The 12,986-nt window shown below is 71.1% G+C and carries 13 protein-coding genes; 9 read left to right on the top strand and 4 right to left on the bottom strand.

All coding sequences use genetic code 11. From position 1 onward, the window contains the following. Window positions 1–37 precede the first annotated feature (37 nt). The 7 genes from AC4BGB_RS04355 to AC4BGB_RS04325 all read left to right on the top strand — a co-directional run bounded on the left by AC4BGB_RS04355 (window position 38) and on the right by AC4BGB_RS04325 (window position 8,184). Entirely contained in the window at window positions 38–1,447 is a 1,410-nt protein-coding gene (locus tag AC4BGB_RS04355) for an FAD-binding oxidoreductase (protein WP_490545053.1), read from the top strand. Beyond that, window positions 1,444–2,748, top strand: a complete 1,305-nt coding sequence (locus tag AC4BGB_RS04350; RefSeq protein WP_490545051.1) for a class I SAM-dependent methyltransferase — start codon at window positions 1,444–1,446, stop codon at window positions 2,746–2,748. The genes AC4BGB_RS04355 and AC4BGB_RS04350 overlap by 4 nt, the downstream gene beginning before the upstream one ends. A gap of 95 nt (window positions 2,749–2,843) precedes the next feature. Further along, a complete protein-coding gene (locus tag AC4BGB_RS04345; RefSeq protein ID WP_490545049.1) occupies window positions 2,844–3,923 on the top strand; it encodes a glycoside hydrolase family 43 protein in 1,080 nt (359 codons plus the stop codon). Between the two features lie 29 nt (window positions 3,924–3,952). Continuing rightward, on the top strand, window positions 3,953–4,756 hold the full coding sequence (locus tag AC4BGB_RS04340) for a siderophore-interacting protein (RefSeq protein WP_490545047.1): 804 nt from the start codon (window positions 3,953–3,955) through the stop codon (window positions 4,754–4,756). Next, entirely contained in the window at window positions 4,753–5,694 is a 942-nt protein-coding gene (gene era, locus AC4BGB_RS04335) for a GTPase Era (protein WP_490545046.1), read from the top strand. The genes AC4BGB_RS04340 and era overlap by 4 nt, the downstream gene beginning before the upstream one ends. Before the next feature lie 199 nt (window positions 5,695–5,893). Continuing rightward, complete coding sequence (locus AC4BGB_RS04330) at window positions 5,894–7,249, top strand: deoxyguanosinetriphosphate triphosphohydrolase (RefSeq protein WP_490545044.1); 1,356 nt, start codon at window positions 5,894–5,896, stop codon at window positions 7,247–7,249. Next, window positions 7,249–8,184: a 2-hydroxyacid dehydrogenase gene (locus AC4BGB_RS04325; RefSeq protein ID WP_490545042.1), complete on the top strand. Its 936-nt coding sequence runs from the start codon at window positions 7,249–7,251 to the stop codon at window positions 8,182–8,184. The genes AC4BGB_RS04330 and AC4BGB_RS04325 overlap by 1 nt, the downstream gene beginning before the upstream one ends. A 51-nt stretch (window positions 8,185–8,235) precedes the next feature. Here AC4BGB_RS04325 and AC4BGB_RS04320 read toward each other — a convergent pair whose 3' ends face one another. Genes AC4BGB_RS04320 through AC4BGB_RS04305 form a run of 4 tightly spaced genes read right to left on the bottom strand, consistent with a single transcriptional unit; the run spans window position 8,236 to window position 10,434 of the window. Continuing rightward, the gene (locus AC4BGB_RS04320) at window positions 8,236–8,604 is read right to left on the bottom strand and encodes a hypothetical protein (protein ID WP_490545040.1); all 369 of its coding nucleotides are present in this window, start codon (window positions 8,602–8,604) and stop codon (window positions 8,236–8,238) included. Next, the gene (locus AC4BGB_RS04315) at window positions 8,601–9,713 is read right to left on the bottom strand and encodes a YihY/virulence factor BrkB family protein (protein ID WP_490545038.1); all 1,113 of its coding nucleotides are present in this window, start codon (window positions 9,711–9,713) and stop codon (window positions 8,601–8,603) included. Before AC4BGB_RS04315 ends, AC4BGB_RS04320 begins: the two co-directional genes overlap by 4 nt. Then, window positions 9,710–9,979, bottom strand: a complete 270-nt coding sequence (locus AC4BGB_RS04310) for a DUF3618 domain-containing protein (RefSeq protein WP_490545036.1) — start codon at window positions 9,977–9,979, stop codon at window positions 9,710–9,712. Before AC4BGB_RS04310 ends, AC4BGB_RS04315 begins: the two co-directional genes overlap by 4 nt. Further along, a complete protein-coding gene (locus AC4BGB_RS04305) occupies window positions 9,976–10,434 on the bottom strand; it encodes a phage holin family protein (protein ID WP_490545034.1) in 459 nt (152 codons plus the stop codon). The genes AC4BGB_RS04310 and AC4BGB_RS04305 overlap by 4 nt, the downstream gene beginning before the upstream one ends. Before the next feature lie 123 nt (window positions 10,435–10,557). Between AC4BGB_RS04305 and dnaG the strand changes: the two genes are divergently transcribed. Both dnaG and AC4BGB_RS04295 read left to right on the top strand, forming a co-directional pair. Further along, complete coding sequence (gene dnaG, locus AC4BGB_RS04300) at window positions 10,558–12,417, top strand: DNA primase (RefSeq protein ID WP_490545032.1); 1,860 nt, start codon at window positions 10,558–10,560, stop codon at window positions 12,415–12,417. Next, complete coding sequence (locus AC4BGB_RS04295; RefSeq protein WP_490545031.1) at window positions 12,414–12,950, top strand: hypothetical protein; 537 nt, start codon at window positions 12,414–12,416, stop codon at window positions 12,948–12,950. The genes dnaG and AC4BGB_RS04295 overlap by 4 nt, the downstream gene beginning before the upstream one ends. Window positions 12,951–12,986 lie beyond the last annotated feature (36 nt).

Below are 12,986 nucleotides of genomic sequence, written 5' to 3'. Positions count from 1 at the left end.
GGTTGCATCTGGCAACCAAAAGCCGGAGGGTGCCGATGTGGACTCGCTGACGCAGCACCATGACGCCGTACGCCGGCTGACGAGCTCCTACGACGCGCTGGCGCCCGACTCCCCGGTCCGGCTGGCGAAGCGCACCTCCAACCTGTTCCGCCCCCGTGAGGCCGCTGCCGGCTCCGGTCTCGACGTGTCCGGGCTCGACGGGGTGATCGGCATCGACGTCGCGGGCCGCACGGCCGACGTGCAGGGGATGTGCACCTACAAGGACCTCGTCGACGCCACCCTGCCGCACGGCCTGATCCCGCTCGTGGTGCCCCAGCTGCGCACGATCACGCTGGGCGGCGCAGTCACCGGGCTCGGCATCGAGTCCACGTCGTTCCGCAACGGCCTGCCGCACGAGTCCGTGCTCGAGATGGACATCTTCACCGGCGCCGGCGAGGTCGTCACCGCCCGGCGTCCGGCTCGGGGGGTCCCCGACGAGCACTCCGAGCTGTTCGTCACCTTCCCCAACTCCTACGGCTCCCTCGGCTACGCCACCCGGCTGCGGATCGAGCTCGAGCCGGTCAGGTCGCACGTCGCGCTGCGCCACGTGCGGTTCAGCGACACCGAGTCCCTGCAACGGGCGATCGCCACGATCACCGAGACCGGCGAGTGGCACGGCGAGCGCATCGACGCGATGGACGGCACCGCCTTCGAGCCGGGGGAGTACTACCTCACCCTCGGCACCTGGACCGACGCCCCCGACGGCGACGGGTCCGACTACGCGGGCCAGCAGATCTACTGGCGCTCGATCCAGCAGCGCGAGATCGACCTGCTCACCACCTACGACTACCTGTGGCGGTGGGACACCGACTGGTTCTGGTGCTCCCGCGCCTTCGGCGCCCAGAACCCGTGGGTACGCCGGGTCTGGCCGCGCCGGCTGCGCCGCTCGGACACCTACCAACGCCTCGTTGGCCTGGACCGCCGGTTCTCGATCATGGACCGGCTCGACCGCAGGGCGGGGCGCCCCCAGCGGGAGCGGGTGATCCAGGACGTGGAGGTCCCGGTCGAGCGGCTCGGGGAGTTCCTCGCCTGGTTCGACGGATGCGTCGGGATGCGGCCGGTGTGGCTGTGCCCGCTGCGGCTGCGCTCACCGGCGGACCCGGTGGCCGGGCAGGCGGGGCCCACCTGGCCGTCGTACCCCCTGGAGCCGGGACGGACCTACGTCAACGTCGGATTCTGGGGCGCGGTGCCGGTGGGCGAGGACGCCCCGAACAGCCCGCTGAACCGCGCGATCGAGGACAAGGTCGCCGAGCTCGACGGGCACAAGTCGCTGTACTCGGAGTCGTTCTACGACCGCGGGACCTTCGACCGGCTCTACGACGGCGCCAACCTCGCTGCAGTGAAGAAACGCTATGACCCCGACGACAGGCTGACCAGTCTCTACGACAAGGCGGTGCGACGACAGTGACGCAGATCAAGGACCAGGCCTCCGCGCTGAACAGCCCGAAGCTGTCCCTGGCGCAGGTCTTCGAGACCCTCCTGGCCGGGCCGGCGCCGGTCCGGTTCACCGCCTACGACGGCAGCACCTACGGCCCCGAGGACGCCCCGGTGGGGCTGAACCTCAAGAACGAGCGCGGACTCGCCTACATGGTGACGGCGCCCGGAGACCTCGGGATGGCCCGTGCCTACGTCTCCGGCGACCTCGACGTGATCGGGGTGCACCCCGGTGACCCCTACGCGGGTGCGGTGATGCTGCTGCGGTCGATGCGTTTCCGCCGTCCCTCGCCCAGCGACGTGCTCACCCTGCTGAGGTCGGTGGGGCTGAGCCACCTCGTGCCCCCGCCACCCCCGCCGCAGGAGCACCTGCCCCGGTGGCGACGCGTGGTCGAGGGGTTCCGGCACTCCCAGGAGCGCGACGGCAAGGCCATCCAGCACCACTACGACGTCTCGAACCGGTTCTACGAGATGGTGCTCGGCCCCTCGATGACGTACACCTGCGCGCTCTTCGAGACCGAGTCGAAGACCCTCGAGGAGGCGCAGTTCGCCAAGCACGACCTGGTGGCCCGCAAGCTCGCCCTCAAGCCCGGTCAGCGGCTGCTCGACGTCGGCTGCGGGTGGGGCGCCATGGCACGCCACGCGGCCCGGGAGTACGGCGTCAGCGTGCTCGGCGTGACGCTCTCGCGCGAGCAGGCGGAGTGGGCCCGGGCGAAGAACATCGAGGAGGGCCTCGACCACCTCGTCGAGGTGCGTCACCTCGACTACCGCGACGTGCAGGAGACCGGGTTCGACGCGGTCAGCTCCATCGGGCTGACCGAGCACGTCGGGGTGGACCAGTACCCGGCGTACTTCGGCTTCCTGCGCGACAAGCTCGTCCCGGCCGGCCGGCTGCTCAACCACTGCATCACCCGGCCCGACAACGCGCCCAAGCAGACCGGCGCGTTCATCGACCGCTACGTGTTCCCCGACGGTGAGCTGACCGGCTCCGGGCGGATCATCACCGAGGCCCAGAACGCCGGGCTGGAGGTCCACCACGAGGAGAACCTGCGCGAGCACTACGCACTGACGCTCGCCGGCTGGAGCGCCAACCTGGAACGGCACTGGGACGAGGCGGTCGCCGAGGTCGGGGAAGGCACCGCGCGCGTGTGGGGGCTCTACATGGCGGGCTCGCGGATGAGCTTCGACCGCAACGAGATCCAGCTGCACCAGGTGCTCGCCGGACGCACCCACGACGACGGCCGGAGCGGGTTCCCGCTGCGGCCAACCTGGTGAGCCGCGCCGAGACGTTTCCCCGTTGCGGGTGCGCACCGGCCGGGCCCGGGAGATAGTCGCGAGCACACGTTCGCCTAGATCCCGGGAGCCCGCCGATGGCCACCAGAGCCCAACGTGCCGTCCGGCGCCTGCTGGTGGGTGGGGTGCTGGCCGCCCTGCTCGTCTCGGGGCAGGTCGTCGCCGGCGCCGAGACCCAGGCTCCGGCGCCGAACGGCAGCGACCCGTTCACGCCCGGCGCGGCCTACCGTGGCGACTTCCCGGACCCGACCGTGATCCGGGTGGGTGCGCGCTACTACGCCGCCTCCACCACGGTGGCGGGCCTGAGCCTGCCGCTGATGACCTCGACGAACCTGCGCACCTGGACCACCCGGGCGGCACCCGACCGGGCCAGGCCCGGACGCAACGACGGCCTGCCGACGCCGCCGCCGTGGGCGCAGGTGCGCACGACCCAGGGGGGTCGCACGTTCATGGCCACGTGGGCGCCCTCGGTGGCGCGTACCCGGGGCGGCTACCTGGCGGCGTACTCCGTGCCGCGCGCGAGCGACGGGCGCCGGTGCATCTCGCTGGCACGCAGCGCCTCGCCGATGGGGCCGTTCGTGGACTCCTCGCGCACCGCGCTGCTCTGCGGTCCCGGGGTGATCGACCCGCAGGTCTTCGTCGACCGCGGGGCGACCTGGCTGCTGTTCAAGGTGGTCGGGTACGGCGGCGGCACGTTCGTGCGGCAGCTGAACTCCAACCTCACCGGCTTCGCGCTCGGCACCCGCCACTACCCGCTGCTGAAGCCCAAGCTGAGGTGGGAGGGAGGCGTGGTGGAGAACGCGGCGATGATCCGGTTCCGCAAGAAGCTCTACCTGTTCTACTCGGGCAACAACTGGACCACCTCGCGCTACGCCACCGGGTACGCCGTCTGCAAGCGCGTCACCGGCCCCTGCAAGCGCAAGGGGCTGCTGCTGGCCACCGGCCGCTACGTCGCCGGGCCGGGCGGGGCCACGCCGTTCCTGGACACGGCCGGGCGGCTGAGGCTGGCCTTCCACGCCTGGCAGGCGGGCAACGTCGGCTACGCCTCGGACACCAGCTGTCGTGCCGCCACCCGCGGGTGTGCGCAGCGGCGGCTGCACCTGGCCCACCTGGTCCCCGCGAAGCGTGGTCGGGTCCGGCTCTCCAGCTGGTTCTGAGGGGCCCGCACGGCGGATAGCCTTGGTCGGTGACCTCCCGGACCCCCCTCGACGCTGTCGTGCGCCGTCGTGACGTGCTCGGACCCCACCTGGTGCGCCTGGAGCTCGAGACCCCCGAGGGGTTCACCTCCACCGGTGTCCCCGACGAGTGGGTGGCGTTGACCGTGCCCGGCCAGTTCCAGACCCGCTACTACACGGTTCGCTCGGTCGCGGGCGGCGTACTGACCCTCGACGTGGTGGTGCACGAGCACGGCCTGGTCACGGAGTGGGCCCAGACCGACTGCGTGGGACAGACCGTGGGGATCTCCGCCCCGAAGGGGTCCTTCGAGCTGCCGGCCGACGCTCGCTGGGTGGTGCTGGCCGGGGACCTGACCGCGCTGCCGGCGATGGCCCGGATCGCGGAGAGCCTCGACCCGGAGACGGTCCCGGTGCAGATCCACGCGGAGGTGCCGGACGGGGAGATGCCCGGGTACGTCGCCGCACCGGTGCAGTGGCACGACGCCGCTTCCGGGACCAGCAAGCTCGCGGAGATCGTCCGGGGGATCCAGTGGCCCGAGGGGCCCGGCTACTTCTGGATGGCCGGTGAGTCCGCGCAGATGCGCGACATCCGCCGGCACGCGCGCCACGACCTCGGCTGGGACACCCGGCACTACGACGTGATGGGCTACTGGAGCGGCAGCCGGGGCCGACAGGCACGGCAGGTCGACCCGGGCCCGATCGTCGCCCGCGGGCGCGCGCTCGGCCGCACCAACGAACAGATCTGGGCGGACTACGATGCCGCCGCCACGGAACCTGGGGTCGAGCAGCGGCCCCCGGGAAGGGAAGACACATGAGCTCCGACAGCTCGACGAAGGCCCCGGCTCACCGCTCGGGGTTCGCCTGCTTCGTGGGCCGGCCGAACGCCGGCAAGTCCACGCTGACCAACGCGCTGGTCGGCAGCAAGGTGGTGATCACCAGCTCCAAGCCGCAGACCACGCGGACGGTGGTGCGCGGGATCGTGCACCGCCCCGACGCCCAGTTGATCCTGGTCGACACCCCGGGGCTGCACCGGCCGCGCACCCTGCTCGGCGAGCGGCTCAACGACCTGGTCACCAGCACCTGGTCCGAGGTCGACGTCGTGGGGGTGTGCTTCCCGGCGAACGAGAAGATCGGGCCGGGCGACCGGTTCATCGTCAACGAGCTGAGCAAGGTCCGTCGTACGGTCAAGGTGGCGATCGCCACCAAGACCGACCTCGCCACCCCGGATCAGATCGCCCAGCACCTGATGGACATCGCCGCCCTCGGTCAGGAGACCGGCACGGAGTGGGCCGAGATCGTCCCGGTCTCGGCTGTGGAAGGGGACCAGGTCGGGCTGCTGGAGCGGCTGCTGATCGGGCTGCTCCCGGAGGGCCCGCCGCTCTACCCCGACGGGGAGCTCAGCGACTCGCCCGAGGAGGTGATCGTCGCCGAGCTGATCCGCGAGGCCGCCCTCGAGGGCGTGCACGACGAGCTGCCGCACTCGATCGCCGTGCTCGTGGAGGAGATGGCGCTCAAGGAGGGCCGTCCCGCGGACAAGCCCCTGCTGATCGTGCACGCCAGCCTGTTCGTGGAGCGCGACTCCCAGAAGGGCATCGTGATCGGGCACAAGGGCAAGCGGCTGCGCGAGGTCGGCACCGCCGCCCGCAAGCAGATCGAGGCGATGCTCGGTACGCCGGTCTACCTCGACCTGCACGTGAAGATCGCCAAGGAGTGGCAGCGCGACCCCCGTCAGCTGCGCAAGCTCGGCTTCTAGGCCCTGCTGCTCAGGCAGCCTGCTCCGGTGACCGCCTCCGCCCCGCAGCCGCCTCCGCCCCGCAGCCGACTGCGGCCGTGCCCGGGCGCCGGCGACCAACGGCGCGTAGCGGCTCCTGAGGTGGTCTCCTGGCCGGCTTGGCCGCCCGGTCGGCGTGCTGGGTGGTCGGGGCGGGGAAGGCGGGCGGTAGCGTCGGGGCGTGACCTGGGACGAGCTGTACGACGAGGCGTCGCGTGAGCGCCTGGTCGACGAGCCCGCCAAGCGGGTGGACGCGCCCGAGCGCACCCCGTTCGAGCGCGACCGGGCCCGCGTGGTGCACTCCGCGTCGCTGCGCCGGCTGGCTGCCAAGACCCAGGTGCTCGGTCCCCAGTCCGACGACTTCGTCCGCAACCGGCTCACCCACAGCCTGGAGGTCGCGCAGATCGCGCGCGACCTGGCGCACCCGCTCGGCTGCCACCCGGACCTCGCCGAGACCGCGGCGCTCGCCCACGACCTGGGGCACCCGCCGTTCGGGCACAACGGCGAGGTCGCCCTCGACCAGCTCGGCGCCGAGTGCGGCGGCTTCGAGGGCAACGCCCAGACGCTGCGCATCCTCACCCGGCTGGAGGCCAAGTCCACCGACCGCGACGGCCGCTCGGTGGGGCTCAACCTGACCCGGGCCACGCTGGACGCCTGCACGAAGTACCCCTGGCCGCGGGTCTCGACAAGCTCGACCGACTGGGACGGCTCGACCGGCGGGGACAGCTCGACCGGCGAAGGCGGGGACGGCTCGACCTCCGCGGCGAGGGCCCAGGGGAAGTTCGGGGTCTACGACGACGACCGCGAGGTCTTCGCCTGGCTGCGGGCCGGGCTGGTGGGGGACCGGCGCTGTGTGGAGGCGCAGGTGATGGACGTCGCGGACGACGTCGCCTACTCGGTGCACGACCTCGAGGACGGCATCGTGGGTGGCCGCATCGACCTGGCCCTGCTCGACGACTCCGAGGAGCGCGCTGCGACCTGGCAGACCGTGCGGGAGTGGTACCTCCCCGACGCCACCGACGAGCTGCTCGACGAGGCGCTGGGCCGGGTGCGTGCGGTGACCTCGTGGCCCGAGCGGCCCTACGACGGCACCAGGCGGGGCCTGGCCGCGCTGAAGAACCTGACCAGCGACCTGATCGGGATCTTCTGCGGCAGCGTGCAGCGCGCCACCCGCCTGGAGTACGGCGAGCAGCCGCTGGTGCGTCACCAGGCGAACCTCGTCGTGCCCGACACGACGCTGCAGGAGATCTCGGTGCTCAAGGGCATCGCCGCGCACTACGTGATGCGCGCCCAGGACCGGATCGACCTGATGGAGCGCCAGCGCAGCCTGCTGGTGGAGCTGTTCGAGGAGCTGTGGAAGCGGGGGAGCGAGGGCCTCGACGCGGCCCTGCGCGGGGACTTCGAGGAGGCCGCGGACGACGCCGGTCGTACCCGCGTGGTGATCGACCAGATCGCCAGCCTCACCGACGCCTCGGCCCTCACCTGGCACGCCAGGCTGGTCGGCGGCCGGTCACCAATGCACGGGAGAGGCGAGTGATGGAGACGTCGGCGTACGCACCTGGAGACGGACCCCTGGTCTGGTTGCCCTTCGACCCCGAGGTGCTCGGCGACCTCCCCGAGGGCCTGCGCTACCAGGAGATCGATCCCGACGACCTGCCGAACACCGTGGACGACGTGGAGCTCTACGTGCTGCCCTACCGGTTCCGCCCCGCGGACGGGGAGGTGCTGGCGCGGCTGCCGAAGCTCAGGGTGGTGCAGACGATGTCGGCCGGCGTGGAGCACATCCGGGACTACGTCCCTGACGGGGTCGAGCTGTGCAACGGCCGCGGCATCCACGACACCTCCACCGCGGAGCTGGCGCTGACGCTGATCCTCGCCAGCCTGCGCGGCATCCCGGACTTCGTCCGCGCCCAGGACAGCGGTCAGTGGAAGCCCGACCTGCGGCCCTCGCTGGCCGACAGGTCGGTGCTGATCGTCGGCTACGGCCAGATCGGCGAGGCGATCGAGGCGCGGGTGAGGGCGTTCGAGGCCGAGGTCACCCGGGTCGCCCGCAGCGCCCGCGACGGCGTGCACGCGATCGACGAGCTGCCCGAGCTGCTGCCGCACGCCGACGTGGTGGTGCTGATCGTGCCCGGCACCGAGGAGACCAAGGGGCTCTTCGACGCGGAGATGCTCGCCCACCTCAAGGACGGCGCCCTGCTGGTGAACATGGCGCGCGGACCGGTGGTGGACACCGATGCGCTGGTCGCCGAGCTCGGCAAGGGCCGGATCCACGCGGCGCTCGACGTCGTCGACCCGGAGCCGCTGCCCGAGGAGCACCCGCTGTGGTCGGCGCCCAACGTGCTGATCTCACCACACGTGGGGGGCAACAGCACGGCGATGGAGCCGCGGGCGCACAAGCTCGTTCGCGAGCAGCTCCACCGCTTTGCTGCGGGGGAGCCGCTCGCGAACGTGATGACCGGCGACTACTAGGCCCGGCCCCGCAGGACCGGGGCCCAGCTCAGCCGAGCGTCGGGCCCAGAATCAGGGAAGCGGGCCCTGCGGTCCAGGGTTGTCCTGGAAGACCGTGCTCTCCGGGTTGAGCTTGGCGGCCGGCTCGTCGGAGCCGATCCCGTTGCTGCCGGACGGCTTGACCTTGTCGTTCCCGGAACTGCCAGATCCGGTCACCTTGCCGGTCGCGGAGCTGGCGACACCGCTGACCTTGTCCTTGAGGCCCGGGGCCTTGTCCTTGGCCATGTCTGCTGCCTGCTGGGCCTTCTCCTGCACCCGGGGGTCGTCCTTGACCTTGTTGAAGGTCTGGGTGAGCTGTTCGTAGCGCTCACGGCCCGCCCTGGTCCCCAGCACGTAGCCGATGCCGCCTGCGATCAGCAGCGGGAGCCTCTTGATGATCATTGTTCCTCCTTCTGGGAGCCCTGCTCCCGATCATTGGTTTTTGCCGCCTGACGGCGGATCCTGCGACCCAGAGCGGCGTCCTTGTCCCGCTTCTTCTTGGCCTTCTTGATGTTCCGGGTGTCGCGGGCCGGGAGCTGGATCTCATCCTCGGCAGCGATGCCCGCCTGGAGCTGACGTCCGCGTTCGAGCTCTGCGTCGAGCTCACCCCCGAACAGCAGGGCCAGGTTGGTGATCCACAGGAACAGCAGCGTGACGATGACGCCCGCCAGTGATCCGTAGGTCTTGTTGTAGCTGGAGAAGTTCGCGACGTAGAACGCGAACGCCACCGAGGCCAGCACCCAGGTCACGATGGCCACGCCGGCACCGACCGAGACCCACCGGAACTTCGGCTGCTGCACGTTGGGGGTCGCGTAGTAGAGCAGGGCGACGACCACGATCACGATCACGGCCAGGACCGGCCACTTGGCGATTGACCACACCGTCAGCGCGGTGCCCCCGAGGCCGATCACGTTGCCGATGGACTCCGCGACCGGACCGGACACGATCAGCAGCAGCAGCGCGACCGCGGCCAGCGTCACCGCGATCAGGGTGAGCAGCAGCATGATCGGGCGGAGCTTCCAGAACGGTCGCCCCTCCTCGATCTCGTAGATCCTGTTCATCGCGCGGCCGAAGGCCCCGACGTACCCCGACGCCGACCACAGCGCCGCCACCAGACCGATCACCAGCGCGAGGCCCGCTCCCTGCGAGTTCACGACCTGGTCCAGGGCCTTGGTGATGGTGTCGAGCACCTGGTCGGAGACCAGCGGCCGCAGGGTGTCCTCGATGGTGCGGACGGCCTCCCCGGCCTGGCCCAGCACGCCGAGCACGGAGATCAGCGCGAGCAGCGCCGGGAAGATCGCGAGCACCGCGTAGTAGGTCAGCGCCGCTGCGAGGTCGGTGCACTGGTCCTCGGTGAACTCGTGCATGGTCTTGCGCAGCACGTAGAACCAGGACCGCTTGTCGAGGTCCCCCGGACCGTCGGGCTTGCGGCTGTCGTCGGGGTCGGGCATCGCCTGCTGGGCGTGGTCCTCCTCGCTGGCTGCGTCCTGCTTGACCTCGGGACGACTCATCGGCGCTTCCTGAGCCAGATGACGAGTGCAACGCCGAGTACGACGGCGGCAGCCGCGCCGAGCACCTCGGGGCGGGGCTTGCCGTCGTCGGTGGTGCTCATCTCCTTGACCTCGGTGAGCCGGACCTGCGCCTGGGACTTCACGTCGTCGACCTTGGCCTTGGTCTGCGCCTTGACGTCGAGCTTGTGGGTCAGCTGGTCGACGGTCTCGGCAAGCTGCTCGCGCTGCTTCTCGATGTCGGCCTGGATGTCCTCGGGGGTGCTCATGAGTGCTGTCCCTTCACGGTCGCGATGTCTTCCTTGACGCCTTCCACGGCGCGCTCGGGCTGGAGCGGCGTACCGTCCTGGACCTTGTTCTTACCCAAGAGGCCCAAGATCGCCGCCACGATGAACAGCACGACGGTCACGATCAGCGCCGCCAGCCACGCGTCCATCACCAGGGACAGCGCCAGGATGATCGTCGCGAGCAGTGTGCCGAAGCCGAAGAAGGCCATCAGGCCGGCGCCGCTGAACATGCCGATGCCCATGCCGACGCGCTTGCCCTTCTCGGTGACCTCGGCCTGGGCGAGGCGGATCTCGGAGCGGATCAGCTCGGGGACCTGGGTGGTGAGCTGGTTCACGATGGCGCCCAGCGGCGGCTCCGATCCCGTGCCGGGGGAGCGGGAGTCCTGGGGTGACGGTGAGGCGCCAGCTCCGGTGTGGGTCACGGTTGGTTCAGTCATGCCTAACCCGGTAGCCATTCAGGGCCGATCTAAACCCTCTGGTCGAGAGGACTTACGTGATAAGTCCATCACGGCCTGTGCAGCACCGGCGGCGGCGGACCGGCTGCCCGTAGACTCCGCAGCGTGGCGGGCAGGATCAGGGAAGAAGACATCGCGGAGGTTCGCGAGAAGGCACGCATCGATGATGTCGTCTCCTCCTACGTGACCCTGCGCAATGCCGGCGGTGGCTCGATGAAGGGCTTGTGCCCCTTCCACGACGAGAAGTCCGCCTCCTTCCACGTGACCCCGTCCCGCGGCTTCTACCACTGCTTCGGCTGCCAGGCCGGTGGCGACGTGATCAAGTTCGTGATGGAGATGGACGGCCTCGGCTTCACCGAGACCGTCGAGCGGCTGGCCGAGAAGGTCGGTGTCCAGCTGCGCTACGAGGAGGGCGGGGCCCCCCGGCAGCGCAGCGGCCCGCACCGGCCGCGGCTGGTCGAGGCGCACAAGCACGCCGCCGAGTGGTACGCCGACAAGCTGGCCACCCCCGAGGCGCTCACCGCGCGACAGTTCCTCGACTCCAGGGGCTTCGACGCCGACGCCGCGACCACCTTCGGGGTCGGCTTCTCCCCGCGCGGGGGAGAGGACCTGCTCAAGCACCTGCGCCAGAAGGGCTTCACCGACGAGGAGCTCGTCACCAGCGGGCTCATCGGCGAGGGCCGCGGGCTCTACGACCGGTTCCGCGGCCGGCTGATGTGGCCGATCCGGGACAGCAGCGGCGACACCATCGGGTTCGGCGCGCGGCGGATCTTCGATGACGACCGGATCGACGCGAAGTACCTCAACACCCCCGAGACGCCGATCTACCACAAGAGCCAGGTGCTCTACGGGATCGACCTGGCCCGCCGCGAGATCGCCCGTGCCAGCCAGGCGGTGATCGTGGAGGGCTACACCGACGTGATGGCCTGTCACCTCGCCGGGGTGAAGACGGCGGTCGCGACCTGCGGCACGGCCTTCGGTGACGACCACGCCCGGGTGATCCGCCGGCTGCTGCACGACCACGACGAGTTCCGGGGCGAGGTGATCTTCACCTTCGACGGCGACGAGGCGGGCCAGAAGGCCGCGCTGCGGGCATTCGAGGGCGACCAGATCTTCGCCGGCCAGACCTACGTGGCCGTCGAGCCGACCGGGATGGACCCCTGTGACCTGCGGCTGAAGTCCGGTGACGCCGAGGTGCGCGAGCTCGTGGCCCGCCGGGTGCCGCTCTACCGCTTCGTGCTGGCCAACGTCGTGAAGCGCTACGACCTCGACCGGGCCGACGGCCGGGTGGACGCGATGCGTGAGGCGGCCAAGCTGGTCACCGCCATCCGCGACCGCTCCAAGGTGGACGCGTTCTCCCGCGAGCTGGCCGGGATGATCGGGGTGGAGCCCGCCGACGTGCAGCGTGAGGTGCGCCGGGCCGCCCAGCGCGTCTCCGGCCCCGGTCCGGCCGGCGCCCACGGTCCGGTCAGGCGGGCCGCCGAGCTCCCGGACCCGCGCGACCCGAGGCTGCTGCTGGAGCGCGAGACGCTCAAGCTGGTGGTGCAGTACCCCCAGGTGGTCGGCCGCACCGCCCGGGACGTGGCCCCCGAGGACTTCACCCACGGCGCCTACCGGGCCCTGTGGACCGGAATCCAGGCAGCGGGCGGCCCGACCGCCGCGGACGCGCACTGGGCCTCCACCCTGCGCGACGCGCAGACCGACGAGCGACTGCAGTCCCTGATCAGCGCACTCACCGTGGAGCCGCTGCTCTCGGACAAGCAGCCCGACGACGCGTACGTCGCCCAGCACGTCTACCGGCTCCGGGAGGTCACCGCCATGCGCCGGATCGCCGACCTCAAGTCGCGCCTGCAGCGCACCAACCCGGTGGAGCAGGCGACCGAGTACAACCGGATGTTCGGCGAGCTGGTCGCGCTCGAGCAGCACCGGCGCAGCCTGCGCGAGCGCGCGCTGGAGAGCCAGTGAGGACGTTCCGGCGAGGCGAGCGGGTGCCCGCCGAGGTGCTGGCACGCATCGAGCTGCCCCGCGGCGAGAAGCTGCTCGCCCACGCCTGTGCGGCCGACGGGACCTGGTTGCTGGGCGGCAGACGGTCGCTGTTCATCCTGCCGGTCGACGCCCCGGTCCGCCGGCTCCCCTGGGAGCAGGTCGAGGACGCCACCTGGGACCAGGACACCGACCGGTTGCAGGTCACCGAGATCGGCACGTACGGCGAGCAGCGGCCGGCGTACGTCTTCGAGCTCGACGACCCCGAGCTGCTGCTCCAGCTGGTCCGCGAGCGGGTGACCGCCAGCATCGTCCTGCAGCGCCGCGTGCCCGTGCGGGGGAAGCTGGCGGTGACCGTGATCGGCCGCCGCAGCCCGGTGGGTGGTCCGGTCGCCTGGATGCACGCCTACGACCGCGGCCTGGACCCCGATGACCCCGAGGTGGCGGCGGTGGCGGACGCGGCCCTGGCCGGTGCCCGCAGCGAGATCGGCGAGGACTTCAGCGGGCCGATTTAGCAACTCCGGACTCAGTTGCTAGGGTTTGCGAGCGCG

This window comes from Nocardioides sp. Z30_9 (assembly GCF_058215735.1).
The sequence above is the reverse complement of the archived record's forward strand: the minus strand, read 5'-3'. Positions and strand labels throughout refer to the sequence as shown.

What these genes read in the sequence shown, in the direction of transcription:
- AC4BGB_RS04345 (WP_490545049.1), top strand. Translation starts at nt 2,844, where the DNA reads ATGGCCACCAGAGCCCAACGTGCCGTCCGGCGCCTGCTGGTGGGTGGG.
- era (WP_490545046.1), top strand. Translation starts at nt 4,753, where the DNA reads ATGAGCTCCGACAGCTCGACGAAGGCCCCGGCTCACCGCTCGGGGTTC.
- AC4BGB_RS04325 (WP_490545042.1), top strand. Translation starts at nt 7,249, where the DNA reads ATGGAGACGTCGGCGTACGCACCTGGAGACGGACCCCTGGTCTGGTTG.
- AC4BGB_RS04320 (WP_490545040.1), bottom strand. Translation starts at nt 8,604, where the DNA reads ATGATCATCAAGAGGCTCCCGCTGCTGATCGCAGGCGGCATCGGCTAC.
- AC4BGB_RS04315 (WP_490545038.1), bottom strand. Translation starts at nt 9,713, where the DNA reads ATGAGTCGTCCCGAGGTCAAGCAGGACGCAGCCAGCGAGGAGGACCAC.
- AC4BGB_RS04310 (WP_490545036.1), bottom strand. Translation starts at nt 9,979, where the DNA reads ATGAGCACCCCCGAGGACATCCAGGCCGACATCGAGAAGCAGCGCGAG.
- AC4BGB_RS04305 (WP_490545034.1), bottom strand. Translation starts at nt 10,434, where the DNA reads ATGACTGAACCAACCGTGACCCACACCGGAGCTGGCGCCTCACCGTCA.